16 protein-coding genes and 1 other RNA gene are annotated in these 17,478 nt (G+C 40.1%); 12 read left to right on the top strand and 5 right to left on the bottom strand.

The features are described from left to right. Nucleotide 1 precedes the first annotated feature (1 nt). The 5 genes from K7X70_RS18365 to K7X70_RS18345 all read left to right on the top strand — a co-directional run bounded on the left by K7X70_RS18365 (nucleotide 2) and on the right by K7X70_RS18345 (nucleotide 4,616). Nucleotides 2–781 (top strand): DUF4249 domain-containing protein, encoded by a 780-nt coding sequence (locus K7X70_RS18365; RefSeq protein WP_222538446.1) that lies wholly within the window; start codon nucleotides 2–4, stop codon nucleotides 779–781. A gap of 143 nt (nucleotides 782–924) precedes the next feature. Continuing rightward, nucleotides 925–1,998: a sensor histidine kinase gene (locus K7X70_RS18360; RefSeq protein WP_222538445.1), complete on the top strand. Its 1,074-nt coding sequence runs from the start codon at nucleotides 925–927 to the stop codon at nucleotides 1,996–1,998. Between the two features lie 23 nt (nucleotides 1,999–2,021). Next, the gene (locus K7X70_RS18355; RefSeq protein ID WP_222538444.1) at nucleotides 2,022–2,729 is read left to right on the top strand and encodes a LytR/AlgR family response regulator transcription factor; all 708 of its coding nucleotides are present in this window, start codon (nucleotides 2,022–2,024) and stop codon (nucleotides 2,727–2,729) included. Nucleotides 2,730–2,847: 118 nt separating this feature from the next. Continuing rightward, the gene (locus K7X70_RS18350) at nucleotides 2,848–3,318 is read left to right on the top strand and encodes a DinB family protein (protein WP_222538443.1); all 471 of its coding nucleotides are present in this window, start codon (nucleotides 2,848–2,850) and stop codon (nucleotides 3,316–3,318) included. 224 nt (nucleotides 3,319–3,542) lie between these two features. Beyond that, nucleotides 3,543–4,616 (top strand): serine hydrolase domain-containing protein, encoded by a 1,074-nt coding sequence (locus K7X70_RS18345; RefSeq protein WP_222538442.1) that lies wholly within the window; start codon nucleotides 3,543–3,545, stop codon nucleotides 4,614–4,616. Between the two features lie 113 nt (nucleotides 4,617–4,729). Here the strand turns inward: K7X70_RS18345 and K7X70_RS18340 are convergent, their stop codons facing one another. Both K7X70_RS18340 and K7X70_RS18335 read right to left on the bottom strand, forming a co-directional pair. After that, entirely contained in the window at nucleotides 4,730–4,864 is a 135-nt protein-coding gene (locus K7X70_RS18340) for an alanyl-tRNA synthetase (protein ID WP_222538441.1), read from the bottom strand. Between the two features lie 2 nt (nucleotides 4,865–4,866). Next, nucleotides 4,867–5,892 (bottom strand): hemin-degrading factor, encoded by a 1,026-nt coding sequence (locus K7X70_RS18335; RefSeq protein WP_222538440.1) that lies wholly within the window; start codon nucleotides 5,890–5,892, stop codon nucleotides 4,867–4,869. 401 nt (nucleotides 5,893–6,293) lie between these two features. On the opposite strand from K7X70_RS18335, the gene gatB reads away from it, so the two are divergent. From gatB to K7X70_RS18310, 5 genes are all read left to right on the top strand, one after another. After that, a complete protein-coding gene (gene gatB / locus K7X70_RS18330) occupies nucleotides 6,294–7,757 on the top strand; it encodes an Asp-tRNA(Asn)/Glu-tRNA(Gln) amidotransferase subunit GatB (protein ID WP_222538439.1) in 1,464 nt (487 codons plus the stop codon). Between the two features lie 11 nt (nucleotides 7,758–7,768). Then, a complete protein-coding gene (locus K7X70_RS18325) occupies nucleotides 7,769–8,875 on the top strand; it encodes an AhpC/TSA family protein (protein WP_222538438.1) in 1,107 nt (368 codons plus the stop codon). Between the two features lie 105 nt (nucleotides 8,876–8,980). Beyond that, nucleotides 8,981–9,670 carry a response regulator transcription factor gene (locus tag K7X70_RS18320; protein ID WP_062549537.1) on the top strand — a complete coding sequence of 230 codons (690 nt, stop codon included), beginning with the start codon at nucleotides 8,981–8,983 and terminating at the stop codon, nucleotides 9,668–9,670. A gap of 29 nt (nucleotides 9,671–9,699) precedes the next feature. Next, the gene (locus K7X70_RS18315) at nucleotides 9,700–10,422 is read left to right on the top strand and encodes an RluA family pseudouridine synthase (RefSeq protein WP_222538437.1); all 723 of its coding nucleotides are present in this window, start codon (nucleotides 9,700–9,702) and stop codon (nucleotides 10,420–10,422) included. 10 nt (nucleotides 10,423–10,432) lie between these two features. After that, complete coding sequence (locus K7X70_RS18310; protein WP_222538436.1) at nucleotides 10,433–12,226, top strand: chloride channel protein; 1,794 nt, start codon at nucleotides 10,433–10,435, stop codon at nucleotides 12,224–12,226. 64 nt (nucleotides 12,227–12,290) lie between these two features. On the opposite strand, the gene K7X70_RS18305 is transcribed toward K7X70_RS18310, so the two are convergent. The 3 genes from K7X70_RS18305 to K7X70_RS18295 all read right to left on the bottom strand — a co-directional run bounded on the left by K7X70_RS18305 (nucleotide 12,291) and on the right by K7X70_RS18295 (nucleotide 14,492). After that, the gene (locus K7X70_RS18305) at nucleotides 12,291–13,694 is read right to left on the bottom strand and encodes a sigma-54-dependent transcriptional regulator (protein WP_222538435.1); all 1,404 of its coding nucleotides are present in this window, start codon (nucleotides 13,692–13,694) and stop codon (nucleotides 12,291–12,293) included. 171 nt (nucleotides 13,695–13,865) lie between these two features. Then, nucleotides 13,866–14,241, bottom strand: an RNA gene (gene rnpB / locus K7X70_RS18300) — RNase P RNA component class A. Nucleotides 14,242–14,336: 95 nt separating this feature from the next. Then, the gene (locus K7X70_RS18295) at nucleotides 14,337–14,492 is read right to left on the bottom strand and encodes a hypothetical protein (RefSeq protein ID WP_222538434.1); all 156 of its coding nucleotides are present in this window, start codon (nucleotides 14,490–14,492) and stop codon (nucleotides 14,337–14,339) included. A 566-nt stretch (nucleotides 14,493–15,058) separates the two neighbouring features. Between K7X70_RS18295 and K7X70_RS18290 the strand changes: the two genes are divergently transcribed. Continuing rightward, nucleotides 15,059–16,432 carry a hypothetical protein gene (locus K7X70_RS18290; RefSeq protein ID WP_222538433.1) on the top strand — a complete coding sequence of 458 codons (1,374 nt, stop codon included), beginning with the start codon at nucleotides 15,059–15,061 and terminating at the stop codon, nucleotides 16,430–16,432. Between the two features lie 9 nt (nucleotides 16,433–16,441). Then, nucleotides 16,442–17,446, top strand: coding sequence for an SPFH domain-containing protein (locus K7X70_RS18285; protein WP_222538432.1), 1,005 nt, complete (start codon nucleotides 16,442–16,444; stop codon nucleotides 17,444–17,446). Nucleotides 17,447–17,478 lie beyond the last annotated feature (32 nt).

The following is a 17,478-nucleotide window of genomic DNA, read 5'->3' as shown; positions in this document are numbered from 1 at the left end:
ATTGATGTACCTAAGTTTGCTACTCATTTGCTGCTATTCCTGTAAAAAATCGCAGGATGTAGAGAACGATTATTACGACAGGCCGGTGGTTCAGGCTTATCTCGTTCCCGGCGTACCTATACAGGTAAAAGTGTCCTACCAGAAATTTATGGAAGATACCATCACACACGGCTATCCCATCACCAATCTGAACTTAAAAATCAGTAATGGAACAGATGAGGTACTGTTATCGGAAACCAGCCCCGGGGTTTACAATTATGCAGATGCAAGTTTTGTGAAAGACCACCAACATTATGCGCTGAGTTTCGAGTATCTGGGTAAAACCATTACTGCGGAGACCAGTGTTCCCGGGAAACCAACAGGATTCAGGGTTTCCAGTACCACACAAGTTGTCCCTGAGTTTTCTTTTGGGACTACACCGGCAGCCTTTATACCGCTTGTTTTCAATTGGAATAACCCTGGGAAAGATAACTATATGATGGTGTTTAAAAATACAGACTTATATAAAACGCCTACTGATTCCAGGTTTAACCGTACCTACCAGGATATTGAAAGTATCCTGGGTACGGTTGCCACTCATCAAACACAGCAAATGACGTTTAACTATTTAGGGAATTATCAGGTATTGCTTTTTCATATCAATGAAGAATATAGCAAAGCGATCAGCAGCAGCAGCTCCAATTCCTTAAACTTAACTCCTCAATATACCAATGTTCAAAATGGCCTGGGGATATTTACCGCGATGCGCGCCGATACCTTAAATGTTCTGGTGACACATTAACATACCTTAACATTCATTGACACTCATTTTTATACTTCGAAGCTTACATTTGAAGATCAGATGAAACCATCCTAAACTTAGCATTTATAACCCTGATGAATAGTTTAGGATGGCATCATCAAGATAGAAAACCATAATATCTAATGACAAAATCGACCTACAGCAAAGTCTTTAATTTCCTGATTCCTCTTTTTATTGGACTGCCATTACTGAGTCTGCCATTTCTGCTTCGTGGCAATGATTTTCCTGCGGAGAGGAGGGCAGAAATGTTAAAGCATGAGCTCTGGTTTAACATCCTGCTGGTTCTTGTTTTTTATATACATTATTACCTGATTTATCCTTTAAAAGACCGCAAATTCGGTTCCTGGATTTATAGTGGTTTATTAGTGCTTTGTCTGATGGTATTTATCGGGTTAAATAGTTTGATGATGCCTGCCAGGCCGCAATTCAGGGAGCGCTTAGCAGCAGAAAGCCATGTGAATCAGGAGCGGGGAATTCGCAAGCCAGGTCCTGCTAATCCCCGGTTATGGATCTCCTTGATCCCTTTCGCTTTTGTGATTACCATCGGTTTTTGCTATCGGTTATACCATGATAAAATAGCTCGGGAAGGCTTAATTAAAGAGCTGGAAAATGTAAACCTTAAAACGGAACTGGCCTTTCTTTCCTCACAGATCAGTCCTCATTTTATGTTCAATGTATTAAATACGCTGGTTTCTATGGCCAGGAAAAAATCGGAGTTGCTGGAACCTTCTTTAATCAGTCTTTCGCAATTGATGCGCTATATGCTGTACGACCATGATGGCGCCAGAATCAGCCTTGCCAATGAAGTAGAATACCTGAAAAATTACATCAATTTACAATTGCTCAGATTTGGGGATGATATCCAGGTAAACTTATACCTGACCGGCCCTTATGAACACTTTACAATTGCACCGATGCTCCTGATTCCATTTGTAGAGAATGCGTTTAAGCACGGGATAGGGGATTTGAATGATCCTATTATTGATGTGTTTCTGAAAATAGAAGAGGGGGAACGAAGGTTACACCTGATAGTGATGAACGGCCTTGCTGAGCAGGTCCATGCGGTGGAAAAGGATTCCGGAATCGGATTACCTAATGTGTGCAGAAGATTAGCGTTGCTTTATCCCGACCAGCATCAGATCAATATCGAAAAAAATGATCAAACGTTTACGGTGAAGCTCCAAATCGCTTTATAGGCCGTTTCAAATTAATTTATACTATGAATTGTTTACTCCTTGATGATGAGAAACCAGCTTTAGATTTGCTGGAAGACAATGTCCGTCAGCTTCCTTATTTAAATATTGTGGCCTCTTGTCGGAAGCCAGCGGAAGTGATGGAAACCCTTAAAACCCAGCAAATCGACCTGATGTTTCTGGATATCCAGATGCCTGGAATCAACGGTTTGGAATTATTAAGGGCTTTAGAGCATCCACCAATGGTGATTATGGTGACCGCTTATGGAGAACATGCTCTGGATGGCTTTGACCTGGATGTGGTGGACTACCTGATTAAGCCAGTGCCCTTTCCGAGGTTTTTAAAGGCAGTACAAAAGGCCCATGTTTTATACCAAAGTAAACACGTACAAAAAAAGCTGGTATTGGACGAAAATGATCACTTCTTCGTCAATGCAAATTACGCATTGGTAAAAGTGAAAGTGCAGGAGATTACTTTTATTGAAGGCATGAAGGATTATGTGAGAATTAACAATACTGACGGAAAACCTGTCACCACAAGAATAGGACTTAAAATAGTTGAAGAACGGCTAGGTTCAGGAAATTTTATGAGAGTGCACAGGTCCTTTATAATAGCCTTGAATAAGATCGAGTCTATCCAGAAATCACAGATCACCGTAGCTGGAGTAGATATTCCCATTGGAGAAGCTTATCGTCAGCAATTTCAAAATTACATTGCTCAATTGAATTTTTAGGTAAAATATGATCCTAAACTTACCTCATTCTCTCCATGCCTATTTGTATTCTGAATATCTTTTTCCAAATTTATAGGAGTCGACTATGAGTATTTGATTTTTAACAGGAATTTAGGATATGGATTCAATTCAGCAAATCGCAAAACATTTTAGAGATGTTCATTTTGGTGGAAACTGGACAACAGTAAATCTAAGAGACACTTTATCCGATGTAAGCTGGCAGCAAGCAACTGCAAAAGTCTACGATTTGAATACTATTGCAACCTTGGTTTTTCATACGAATTATTATGTGAGTGTGGTATTAAAAGTATTAGAAGGAGGACCTTTGGACGGCAGTGATCAATTGAGTTTTAATGCGCCAGCAATAAAATCTGAAGCAGATTGGAGAAAATTAGTAGACCAGGCTTTGATGGAGGCGGAGCGCTTTGCGCTACAGATAGAAGGGTTAAAGGAAGAGCAACTTTTTGAAGATTTCACAGATCCGAAGTACGGAAACTATTTTAGGAACCTTCATGGAATTATTGAACATACCCATTACCATCTTGGACAGATTGCGCTGATCAAAAAGATACTAAATGTTAGAGAATAGCTCAATTTGATCATTAATTAACAGGTGTGTAGATCGCGTCCGCATCCCAGGTGAAGTCAGGCCAGTTTTTTAGCTGATGTATATACATGTTCTCCGCATACCTCTGTTTTTAATTGATAGTTTGAATAATATAATGCTTTATTTTTCAGATTATTGGGAGGTAATTCAGCTGCTGCGGTGTATAATTATATATTTGCAATCACGTAAACCAAACCACCTCATTCATGAAAAAAACATTGCTCTTGATGATTGCATTGTTCCTTGTGATCGCTAGCACGGGAGTGTCCAGTGCCCAGATCGCAGCCTCAAACACAAATCTGAATAAAGATCTGGATGAATATATCGAAGAAATTCAACAGCAGTACCATATTCCTGGCCTCGCTTTAGCAGTGATAAAAGACGGAAAAGTAATTCATAAAAAGAGCTATGGGATCGCGAACATTGAGTATAATATTCCATTAAATGATCAGGTGATCTTCCCTTTATTTTCTACTACTAAAGTGTTTTCTGTGGTGGCGGCTTATCAATTGATCCAACAAAAGAAGCTTTCATTAGACAGCAAAATAGCAGAATTTATCAGCGATCTTCCAGATACCTGGAAAGCGATAAAAATAGAAAACCTCCTCACACACGCTTCTGGTTTGCCCGATATTGTAGACTATGAAACGGAAAGAGAGGAATCTGTTGCAAAAGCAAAAGTCTACAAGGATGCTATCAAGTTTCAACCAGGAAATCAGTTCGATTACAACCAGACGAACTTCTGGCTTTTGAATCGCATCATTCAAAAAATCACTGGTAAAACCTTAGCCCAATACATCATCGAGAATCAGTTTTCCAGTTTTAAAAATGCTGCAGTTTTTGAAGGAAATAACTTGCGGGTAGTCAAAAATCTAAGCTATGGTTATGTATATGAAAATGAGCAAACGATGCTGAAGCGCAACTGGTTTTTTCCAGTGTATATGTATGGTACGGCTGCTTTAAACCTCAGTCTAAACGATTTTATCAATTGGAATAAACAATTTGATGATGGTGTGCTGATTAAAGAAAGTACAAAGCAGCAGCTGCTGAAACCTTACCATTATCAGCAGGAAAGAGATTTCACCTATGGCTTGGACCTGATCAAAACAGATGGGAAAATCTCTTATGGTTTTTCAGGTGGAGTGGCTACGGCATTTAGAAAGTTTCCTGGCAGTAAGATTACCGTTATCTTTTTGGCAAATGGAATGTTAATTCCTACTGGAAAATTGAGAGGAATTAATGAGGTGATCAATCAGATTGAAAAGTTGAGTTCTAAATAGGAAAGAAGATCAAGATTGAGCAGGTGATCAAATAGGAAAACTTCCAAAATAACAAAGGGGTATTTTGTTAAGGTTCAAACCTCAACGAAATACCCCCTCTTATTAAAATTAGCCTATTTGATCACCCAGTAACCAAGTGCCAGCCAGAGCAGGCCTTTGATGAGGAAGAATAAAAATCCCCAGAAACCAAATTTCTTTACCCATTTAATAATGGCGGCTTTTTTTTCTGATGTGGGTGTATTTGTCATATTTAAAGCGATTCTTTCAGGATTTTACGCCAGCCCTCTAATTCAGGAATTTCAGGCTTGCGTTTACCAAAAAATTGAACGATCATTTCTCCGTTTTTGTCAAACAATTCGATAGAGTTGACATCGCCATCGGTAGAAGGTTTTACCACCTGCCATACGCTGTGAACTTCATCTTCACGAAGGTGCAAATTAAATTCTGGATCTAAAACATTAAACCAGGGACCCATTTCCACCAGTTTTGTAATATTTCCGCTGTGAATCTGAATACAACCCGCATTTGCGGTGAAAACCATGACTGGAACCTGTTTTTCTGAGCAGGAGGTCATTGCTTTTCTAAACCCTTCAACAGTAGTTTCTTTTGCTCTTCCTGCTGGTGCAAGACGTAGGGCCTGAGTTCTGGTTACTTTGAATTTTCTTAGCAGCATGAAAAATTCATGGCTGTCGCCCATTTTGTTCCAGGCTTCCTGAAAACCAGCTACATCGATTTCCGAATCTGGAATTTCTGCGATTGGGGCAGCTGCCGGCGCTGGTTCAATTAGGACAGCTTTTTGTTCAGCGTTCAGGAATTGCGCAACTAAAGCTTCATATGCTGCCACATTGCTGCGGTCAGTCAGGTAGATCTTGTGTATGGCGTTACCATTGGCATCAAAAAACTGTAAACTCTGGCGGTTATTTTCCGCGACTGCGAACGCATATTTCCATACACGGAGGAACAAGCGAAGATCGATATCGGCACCTAAAACCAGGCCTGCATGCGGTGTGAAAGAAATTTTTTCATAAACACCTTTTCTTTCGTTTACGCAATATTCATTGCGGGTTAAGGCCATTACATAACCTAAAGAAGGTACAGATTCCAGAATCTTCTCGAAATCAGGTTGTAAAAAGGTAACCGTAGTACCCAGGCCAGTCATTAATAATTCTGCTTCGGATACCGCTAAATCCTGTGCTGCTGCTCTGATGCGTTTCTTAGGATTGGCTATTTTGTAGGCTTCGTATTTTTCTATAAGTGGATTGGTTGCGGCGATCATAAAGGGTGCTGGTTAAAATAATTATGTTTTCATTGCGAACATATTGGTAAATGTAAGCATATTTGTTTGTTATTTAGAATGATTAAAAATAAATACCCGGCATAATTGTCTTTCTTTTAACGCTGGGAAAAAACACTTATTATCCCTGTTCAGCTTCCTAATCAATGATCGACAGGATTTATGATGCTGTGAAAAGAAAATTAAGCTTATAACATGTACGACCTCTCGCATAATAATTTGCTGCTGTCACAATCACCAAAATCCTGTGGTTTTAGGGAATTAAAGGATCAAAGTTTTACTCTACTGTATAATTATGGATGGAAACTACCCTGTTAATGCTCAATTCCGTTATATTTGTCTATAAAATATATCGAAAACCAAGTTTTAATCATTGCCTATAAATGAGTACGAATACAGCAGTTTCTCCATCAGAATTTGAATTGGTATCTGGTTTAGAAATCCACGTACAGCTAAATACAAAATCAAAAATTTTCTCCTCAGACAGTGCTTCTTTCGGGGCTAAACCCAATGAACACATCTCTGCGGTATCCCTTGCTCTGCCCGGTGCTTTGCCTAAACTCAATAAAGAGGTAGTAGCTAAAGCCGTTAGAATGGGACTGGCGCTAAATTGTACCATCAATGAAATCAATTATTTTGACCGTAAGAATTATTTCTACGCAGATCTTCCGAAAGGATACCAGATTACGCAAGACAATAAGCCCATCTGTCAGAATGGTTTCCTGAATGTGACTTTAGCAAATGGCGAGGAAAAAAGAATAGGAATCAACAGGATCCACCTGGAAGAAGATGCAGGGAAGAGTTTACACGATCAGGATGATAGATTTTCCTTTGTAGACCTGAACCGGGCAGGAGTTCCATTGATAGAAATCGTAACTGAGCCCGATATCCGTTCTGCGGAAGAGGCCGCAGCTTTGCTATTAGAAATCAGGAAACTGGTACGTCACCTGGATGTGAGTGATGGAAATATGGAAGAAGGCAGTTTGCGCTGCGATGCGAACATCTCGATCCGTAAATTTGGAACCAGTGAGTTCGGTACACGCTGCGAAGTGAAAAACCTGAATTCTATCCGCAATGTGCGCAGAGCGATGGAATTTGAATTTAACCGTCAGCAGGAAGTAATTTCTGAAGGGGGGAGGATCATCCAAAGCACCTTAAACTTTGACGCAGATCAGGGGACAACTGCCCCAATGCGAACCAAGGAAGAGGCCAATGATTACCGTTATTTCCCTGATCCTGACCTTGCCCCGATCCATATCTCTGCCGAATGGCTGGCGCAGATTAAGTTCGATATGCCCGCATTACCAGCAGAAATCTCCAAACAATTAGTTGCCGACTTTGGCGTTAATGCTTCTGAGGCTGCTATGCTTTCTGAAGATCGTGATTTGCTGACCTATTTTAACGCCGCTTTACCGATTGTAAGTAATAAGAAAAGTCTGGTAAACTGGCTTACGGGTTCGATTAGAGCGTTATTGAGCGAACAGGAAATCAGTATTGCTGATTTTAAACTCCAGCCTCAACAGCTGGCCGAACTGATCAATCTCGTAGACGATAAAAAGATCACCCAGCAGATTGCTTTACAGCAATTACTTCCTGAGCTGATGAAAAATCCAGCAGCGGAAGCCATGAGCACAGCTGCTGCTTTGAATCTATTAATAGTAGAGAACAGCGATGAATTATCCGGTTTTGTAGAGGAAGTACTGGCGAAATTTGAAGCCCAGGTACAAGCTTATAAAAAAGGCAAAAAAGGGGTGCTTGGCTTGTTTGTTGGAGAAGTGATGAAACTGGCCAAAGGAAAAGCAGATGCCCAGAAAATAAACGAATTGTTACAAGATAAATTAAAGTAAAAAGAATACAAATGAAGAAACTCGGATATCTGTTATTGATCTGTTTTGCATTTACTGCATGTAAAGACACCAGTAAGTTTACCATTAGTGGAGAATTTAAAAACGCAACACCTAAAAGTAAAGTTTACTTATTTGGTCTACAAAAAGAAAATGTGCTTCCTTTGGATTCTACAGTGCTTTCTGAAAAAGGAGAGTTTAAATTTTCACACAGTACACCTGGCGTAGATTTCTTTAGAATCTCTGCCGGACATAATGAATATATGATCATCGCCAAAAATGGTGATGACATTAAGATTGCTGCCGACTTAGCGGATAAGAACTTAGCTTATACGGTTTCTGGTGCAATGGAAGCAGATAAACTACAAGAATTGAACACGGTTAAAAACCAATACATGGCTAAACTTGGTACAATTCAAGCGAAGTTTGAAGAAGCAGTAGCCGCTCAACCTGATAAAAGAGAAGCGATCATGGAGCAATTCAGACCTGAATACACAAAAGAGATCGATGGCCTGAATAAAGCGGTATTGAAATTCGCTCAAGACAACAGCAGCTCTTTAGCTGGATTCTATGCAATTAACCTGTTAAATCCTGCTGAATACGAGAAAGAAATGGTAGAATACTCAGATAAAATTAAAAGTAGCTTCAATGACAATCCTTCGGTAACAGAGTTTTTAACAAAAATGTCTAAGCTGAAAGCTTTATCTGTAGGTGCTCAGGCACCAGAATTTACCATTGCAGGTTTAGATGGTAAACCAGTGAAATTGTCAGATTTTAAAGGGAAATATGTGCTGATCGACTTCTGGGCATCTTGGTGTATGCCTTGTCGCCAGGAAAATCCAAACCTGGTAAAAGCTTACGATACTTTCAAAGATAAGAACTTTACCATCCTTGGAATTTCATTAGATAAAGACGCTAGCGCATGGAAAAACGCAATTGCTGCAGATCATTTAACATGGACGCATGCTGGCGAATTGAAAGATTTTGATGGCCCGGTAGTGAGGCAGTATGAGATCGAAGCGATCCCAAGTTCCTTTCTATTAGACCCTAACGGAAAAATTATTGCAAAGAACCTACGTGGTGAAGAGCTGGATGCTTTCTTAAATAAAACTTTAAAATAATCCTAAATCCGTGTTAACACACTAGAGTTACTTAACAATTTGTTAACTTGGCTTTAACGGTATATTATAATTGATTACCTAATTTCGTAACAAATATTTAAAGCTATGAGCACCGTAAAACAAAAGATACTGATTGTGGATGATGAACCTGATATCCTTGAATTGATCGAGTACAACTTGAAAAAAGAAGGATATCAGGTTTTTTTGGCTAGTAATGGCCAGGAAGGAATTACGGTAGCCAAGAAAGTTCATCCTGATTTGATCATCCTGGATATCATGATGCCTAAAATGGATGGAATTGAGGCTTGCAGGTTAATGCGTGCCATTCCAGAATTTAAAAATACGTTCATGGTGTTCCTAACCGCCAGAAGTGAAGAGTACTCAGAAATCGCTGGTTTTAATGTAGGTGCAGATGATTATATCGCCAAACCAATTAAACCACGTGCATTGGTGAGTAGAATTAATGCCATATTAAGAAGAAATTCAAGTGCTGATGAGGTTTCTGATAATAAAGTAGAAATCGGAGATTTAGTAATTGACAGGGAAGCTTACCTGGTGTTTCAAGGCGGACAAAAGGTAGTCTTAGCCAAAAAAGAATTCGAATTATTGTACTTATTAGCCTCTAAACCAGGAAAAGTGTACACCCGAGAATCTATTCTTAAAAATATCTGGGAAGACTCAGTAGTGGTCACCAACCGTACAATTGATGTGCATATCCGCAAACTTCGTGAGAAATTAGGGGAGACTTATGTAGCAACAGTGAAGGGTGTAGGCTATAAATTCGAACTTTCTTAGTATTTTTGTGCAGTATTAAATTCACTGTATTGAAATATCCTTCTTTTAAAGATCTTATCCTATTCGAAAACGATGATTATATCGTCGTAAATAAACCTCCATTTGTAGCCTCGCTGGATGAGCGCGGCGGATCAGGCGAGGTCAATATATTACGTTTGGCAAAGCAGTATTCTGCTGATGCACAGGTATGTCATCGTTTAGACAAAGAAACTTCAGGCGCGATTATCATCGCGAAAACTCCTGATGCCTATCGCAACGTTGCGATACAATTTGAAAAGCGTAAAGTAAACAAAGTATACCACGCAGTGGTAGACGGACAGTTTACTTTTAACGAGCTGTTTATCGACCTTCCCATCCTTAACGACGGGAATAAGAGCGTTACCATCGACCGAAAAGAGGGTAAACGTGCAGAAACCATTTTTAATTCCATAAAACATTACCGTCATTATACCCTGGTAGAATGTAAGCCGATTACCGGCCGCATGCACCAGATCAGGATCCACCTGGCTACACAGCGCGCAGCAATTGCTGGTGATGATATGTACCGTGGAAAACCGGTATTCTTATCGACCATGAAAAAAGGTTACCGCATTGCAAAGGATGATGAAGAACTTCCGATTATGAAACGTTTTGCTTTACATGCCAGACATTTGGTGTTTAAAGGACTAGACGGCGCTGATATCGTGATTGATGCACCATATCCTAAGGATTTTGCAACCTTGATTAAATTACTTGATAAATTTGACGCTTAAACAGTAAGATATGTATGTACGGATGGTGAATTATGTAGACAGAATTAACCAGTACCGGAAGACTAAAATCTCAAACAGGAACTTTTTGGTAATTGCGGCATTGATCGTTGGGGTCCTTGCCGGACTTGCTGCTTCCTTGCTGAAAACCATTACACACCATATTGAGGATTTTCTGCAAACAGGTTTTCATTGGCAGTACAAATATTACCTCTTCTTCTTTTTTCCTTTCATCGGGATCTTGTTGTCGGTCATGTATGTCCGGCGTTTCATTAGAAGAGGGAAATTTGAAACCGGATTAACCCCTTTGCTATACACGATTTCCAGAAAATCAAGTAAGGTAGAACCCCATAATATTTATTCGCAGATCATCACAGCCGCCTTAACGGTAGGCTTTGGTGGTTCTACGGGTCTGGAAGCGCCCATTGTAACCAGTGGCGCCGGAATCGGATCTGTAGTCGGCCGTTTCCTGGGCTTGTCCTATAAGGAAACAACCATGCTTTTGGCTTGTGGAGCTGCTGCGGGTATCGCAGGAGCCTTTAATAGCCCGATTGCAGGGATTGTGTTCGCGGTGGAAATTCTGCTCCCCGAATTCAGTATTCCTGCCTTTATTCCTTTGCTGCTGGCTTCAGCCACGGCAGCGGTAGTGGCAAGGCTGTTTTACAATGAACAGCTGTTTTTCCTGGTCACAGAAGGGTGGAAGATGGATGCGCTGATTTATTATGTCATTCTCGCTGTAGTCATTGGTTTCTTTTCGATCTATTTTACTAAAGCCAGTGCCTATATAAAAGGCGCTTTTTATAAGATTCAGCATCCCTATAAGAAAGTAGCTTTAGGTGGATTGATGTTAGGTTTATTGGTGTTCCTATTCCCTACTTTGTATGGAGAGGGCTACATCACGATCAAAAATCTATTGGGTGGAAACTATTCCACAGTGATCAATAATAGTATTTTTTCTGAATATAGGCATTTGCCATGGCTGGTGCTCATTTTTACCTTAGCCACACTTTTTGCTAAATCTGCGGCAACGCTGATCACTTTAAGTGCCGGAGGTAACGGTGGGATCTTTGCGCCCAGTTTAATTATGGGTGGTTTGATGGGCTTTATGCTCGCCTTTACCGTGAATACCCTGGGTCTTGCAGAGCTGAATGTGGCCAATTTTATTGTTGCGGGAATGGCGGGCTCCTTAAGTGCGATCATGCATGCGCCACTCACCGGCATCTTTTTGATCGCTGAAATTACTGGTGGTTACGTATTAATGGTGCCGCTGATGATTGTTTCCGCAATTTCTTACCTGATCAATAGAAGTAAAAATAAATATTCGATCTATACCAAACCGCTTGCGGAAAAAGGAGAGCTGCTGTCTTATGAAGACAAAGACTCTACGGTCTTGAACATGATGAAGTTAAGGTATCTGGTAGAGAAAGATTACCTGGTTTTAAATCAGGATGATTTAATTGTAGACCGCTTACCTGAGATTCTACAATCTAAACGCAGTGTTTTTCCGGTGGTTGCTCAGGAAGACCACAGCTTTAAAGGCTTGATTTATCTGGAAGAACTCCTGAAAAAAGGAATCAATCAGGTAGACCATCTGGAAGTAAGGGCAAATGATTTAATTGAAGAGGCTCCTGATACCGTTCATATCAACGATTCCATGAGAACTGTGATGCAGAAGATGGAAAAGGAAAATGTATGGGCTTTGCCGGTACTGACAGAAGAAGACCGCTATCTTGGCTTTGTCTCCAAGACTGCCATCTTTAATAAATACCGCAAATTACTGGCCCGACAGGCAGATTATATGGAATAACAAAAAGCCAGCTCCTTAAAAGGAAGCTGGCTTTTTTATTGTTTTACTGTTGTTGAAATGCGGTTTATTCTGCAGTTCTTTTTAGTCCGAATTTTTCAATCTTACTGTAAAGGTGACTGCGCTGAATATCAATATCGTCTGCCGTTTTAGACACGTTCCAGTTGTTTTTCTCCAACTTGAACTTGATAAATTCCTTTTCCGCATGATCTTTATAATCCTGGAAATTGCTAAAGCTGTCATAATTCTGAGCTATACTACGAACTGCCTGCTGACCAGTAACAGCATGTGCCGCTCCGATGTTTGTGCCGCCGCCAGGGTTCGCAAACGCAGCTACGTCTTGTTCTGTAATAGCTTTATCACTCAGGATAATTAAACGTTCGATCATATTGTGCAGCTCACGTACGTTTCCTGTCCATGGTAAAGCCTGTAAGGCCGCCATAGCTGCATCACCGATCTTTTTAACCGGCATACCGTATTCTTTACAAATTTCCTCCAGGAAGTGCTGTGCGATCTCCGGAATGTCTTCAATACGTTCTGTTAAATGAGGTACATGAATGTTGATGACGTTTAGACGGTGGTATAAATCCATACGGAAATTGCCATCTTCGATTTCTTTTAAAAGGTCTTTATTCGTTGCTGCAAGTACTCTTACGTTCACTTCAAGTTCTTTTTCTCCACCAACACGGCTGATCTTATGCTCTTGTAACGCACGTAAAACTTTGGCCTGAGCAGAAAGACTCATGTCACCAATCTCATCCAGAAATAAAGTCCCGCCATTGGCCAGTTCGAATTTACCAATACGCTGCTTTACAGCCGAAGTAAAGGATCCTTTCTCATGTCCAAATAGTTCACTCTCGATCAGTTCCGAGGGAATAGCCGCACAGTTAACTTCGATTAATGGGCTGTCTGCACGGTTGGATTTTTCATGTAACCATCTTGCAACTAGTTCTTTACCACTACCATTTGCGCCGGTAATCAATACACGGGCATCAGTAGGGGCAACGCGCTCAATAGTTTCCTTGATTTTTCCAATACTCTCAGAACTACCCAATATATCTCTTGTCTTGCTGGCCTTTCTTTTCAGGACCTTAGTTTCGGTGACTAAAGTACCCCTGTCCAGCGCATTTCTTACCGTAATTAATAACCTGTTTAAATCCGGTGGTTTAGAGATAAAGTCAAAGGCTCCTTTTTTACTCGCTTCAATCGCTGTTTCTACGGTTCCGTGGCCAGAAATCATGATAAAAGGAAGGTCCGGACTATAGGCCTGTGCTTGTTCCAGCACTTCCATACCGTCCATTTTATTCATTTTAATGTCACACAATACCAGATCAAATTTCTTTTTTTTGATCAAATCTAAACCGTCAACACCATTATCAATATCTTCTACATCGTAATTTTCATACTCTAGGATTTCACGAAGTGTGCTCCTTATTGCGCGTTCATCATCAATTATTAATAATCTTGCCATAGGTATTGCTCATCAATTTTAATAGGAATACGAATATATTATTTTCATTTGAATATAATTGCTTTTAACATTGTTGATGCTCGATCCGGCAATTATTTCCATTGAATAAAACTTTTTTGTAACCAGGGGTAAAACGTATTTACCTGCTTTTTAGCACGTAGGGATTAAATAAAAAAATGCAAGCCTGTAAGCCGGGTTCTGTAAGCTGATTGCTCAGCCTTTCTACCATTAATCCAGTATAAATGTCACCATTTATCTCTAACGACCTACCCACTAACATCGGACGAGCAGCCCTACATGCGTTAGCCTATTTGGTCTTTCAACTCCCGGGGTTTACCAGCAATCCGGTTGCCCGGAATACTCGTGAGCTCTTACCTCACGTTTTCAACCTTACCTGTACTTAAAAAGCCATCGGCGGTATGTTTTCTGCGGCACTTTCCATAACTCAGGTATTCATTCCTAAGCCTCTTCCCGTTAGGAAGCGGGATGCTCTGTGTTGCCCGGACTTTCCTCTCCGATAAATCGCAGCGATAGAACAGCTTGCATTTTTTGTGCGACAAAGATATAAAAAAACAGCGTTGTTTGCTATAAGGCAGGTTCTTTATCGATTTAGGCTTCATTTGTTTTTATAGTGCTTCCAGTTTAAGGGCTGTACCAGTGATTTCTGTGGTTAAATGGTTCAGGAATAGTTTTTTCCGTTTCGTTGAGGAGCTGAATTTCAGCAAGAGCACCAGGTGTTTTGACCATTTTATCTTTGTTGAGTTCCAGCTGATGCTGGCCTGCCGCTGAAGGATCCAATGAAATTGTTTAGTTTAATTCGATCCTAAAGTAATCGTAGGTATAATTTTTAACATGAAGATTGCTGGAATCATCAAATTTTGATGTTTTTTTTTGAGAAATAAAATAGTTTATATGGAAAATAGTGTTTAATCATGAATTGAGTTGCAATCTCTTCGAAAAAGAGCATAGTGTATTTGATCGGTTTTAAAAACTCAAGAAAATGAAAGAAGATAGGTCGTAAGTGGCCGTAATTTGACTAGGTTGAATGGCCTATCTGTTTTGCTCTTGTTTTGCTCTTGTTTTGCTCTTGTTGTGTTTTTGTTTTGCTCGGACAAAAGGAGCGCAATACCAGAGCAAGTGTAAGCGCGGAAAATCTGTGAAAAAAATATAGCGTATGTCGGGGGTTAATTGCGAGTTAAATCTATCTCCAATTTAAAAGAGCTGCGTAGTAAATTAATTTTAAAGCGGTTTGTTGACCAAGGAAAAGAAAAGATATGCTTAAATTTAAAAAATTAAAGGGTCATTATTGATTGATAACTACTGATTTGTTGAAGGATAGAGGAGGCTCTGATGGATGATTACATATGTCGAAACAAATAAAAGCATTAAAATGTCCACAATGTGGCAGCGTTAAAAAACAGGAGGTTAAGGAAGATCATTATATCTGCAACAATTGTGGTACCGAATATTTTCTGGATAATGATGATATTAATGTGAATATTCGGCACAGCTATACTAATCATGGATCGACTGCTTTAAATCCAAAAGCAAGAAAAATCATTTTTAGCGTGTTAGGGGCTATCATTTTAGTCATTCTTTTGCAAACATTTCTCGGTATTTTTTTTGATGAAAAATCGAAATCAGGTGCAGGAAGCAGCAAAGCCAAGGAATACCATGAGCGTTTCGACTCTTTTATAGCCTATAGCATCAAAGATTCTCCATATCCAATACTGTTGTTTAAGATTATAAGGAGCACTTATGGAGATCGGGGGGCTGATCAGTATCTGATGCGTTTTTACGACCCCACCAAAAATAAGGTATTAAACGATGAGCCAATGACGGAGTGGAAGGATAGTTATTATTTGCGTTCTCAGCTGTTTAGCGATGGGCATATTTATATCTGCCCAGACAAAAGCAATCGGGTGTACCTGGTAAACCAAGAGCGCAACACACTGGAGGATATGACCTCCAGGTTTTTTGGGAATTTACCCGAATTGAGTTCAGGTATTGCCACGCTGGGATTTATTTCTGAGAAACAAGGAGATGGTTTTAAAATCATGACGAATGATGGTAAAGAATATTCTTATTATCCCTTGTCGAGGAAAATCTATTCTGGCTATCAGGAATTAAGGGAAGCAAAGGAAGGCTTAGAAAGTCTATATCCTGGTGCGGTAGAAACGGTACATTACATTTTCTCGGAAAAGAGTAATGAATATCCTGAGGAAAAGGTTCAGCTTATCAAATATTGGTACAAGAATAATCCAGGTTATCCTGTGCAGCATCCGTATAACCACGAGGTGAAGTGGCGTAAAGTCCGCATGGATCCCACAGGCTCTGGTAGGTATACAGGTACGTATACCTATGAAAAAAAACTGTTCGCTGAGCCACGTTTTACCAGGTTCATAGACCTTACACCTGATAGAATGTTTTTCGATGCTGATATTGTCTACCAGGACAGTGCAAATCTTTACATTAAAGGACTGCCGAATGCCAATCCTCAGGGTAATCCCTTTATTCAGAAAATCGACAGCAAAACAGGAAAAGTGATTTGGTCATATACGCCGCCTGTCGTAAAGTATTCTTTTGATGACCATAATTTTTATGGTTATCGAAATGGATTGGTTTTCAACTATTACAATTATGGATCACCAGGGCGTGTCAATAAAATAGTGATCATTGACAATGCTGGAAAAATGATTAAAGAATTGGATGCGGATAATTTGTTTGACCCAAAATAAAAAAAAGATATGGGATTTTTTAATTTTCTAAAAAAACAACTGGCCACCGTTATTGAGTGGCAGCCTCAACAGCCTGATGTGCTGCTCTGGAAATATCCCAGCGCTACAGATGAGATTAAGAATGCCAGCAAGCTCGTCATTGCACCTGGACAAGGCTGCATTCTGGTGTACGAAGGCCAGCTGACTGATGTACTTGATGTCGAAGGTGTATATGATATCGCCACTGATAATCATCCTTTTGTGACCTCATTACTCAAAGTAGCACAGCTATTCGAGTCTGAACACAAACTTGGGCTCTACTTTTATCGCAAAGCTGAAGTTGTGAATCAGGGATGGGGGACCTCATCACCAGTGAAATATATCGATGTGGAGTACCAGATTCCTGTACAGCTTTCTGCATTTGGAAACTTTTCTTATCGGCTGCTGGATGCGAAAAAACTTTTTACGGAATATGCCGGTACACAACAGGAATATACGACCGAGGTATTTCGTGAGTTGATCCAGTCTCGTATTCCTCAAATGCTTTCGTCGTATCTTTCCGGATCTAAAATCCCCTTTACGAGGATTGATGCAGAGCTAAATAGGATTACCCTGGAGCTGAAAACTCAGCTGGAAGCGGAATTTGCGAAATTAGGGACTGTACTGACCGATTTCAGGGTGGAAGGCAATTCCTTTGATGAAGCAACCGAACTTAGAATTGGTAGAGTTGCCGATGTGTCAGCAGATGCTATGGCTGCTGCTAAAGGTGGATTATCCTATTTTGAATTAGAAAAACTACGCGCCTTAAGAGATGCTGCCAAAAATGAAGGCGGTATGGCTGGTGCCGGAATTGCATTGGGTGCCGCGATGAATATGGGAAAAGTATTCCATGATAAAATAGATGAAGTGATCCAGCCTGCTGCTGGAAAAGATCCTGTTGAACAGTTGAAGACGCTAAAACTGTTGCTGGATGAGCAAATCATTACGCAGGAAGAGTTCGATCAAAAGAAAAAAGAGTATTTAGCGCACTTGTAAATAGTTTTGCTCGGCGTCATAAACTCCAATCT

Source organism: Pedobacter polysacchareus, assembly GCF_019802255.1.
In the GTDB taxonomy this organism is placed as follows: Bacteria; Bacteroidota; Bacteroidia; order Sphingobacteriales; family Sphingobacteriaceae; genus Pedobacter; species Pedobacter polysacchareus.
This window is presented reverse-complemented; position numbering and strand designations above follow the sequence as displayed.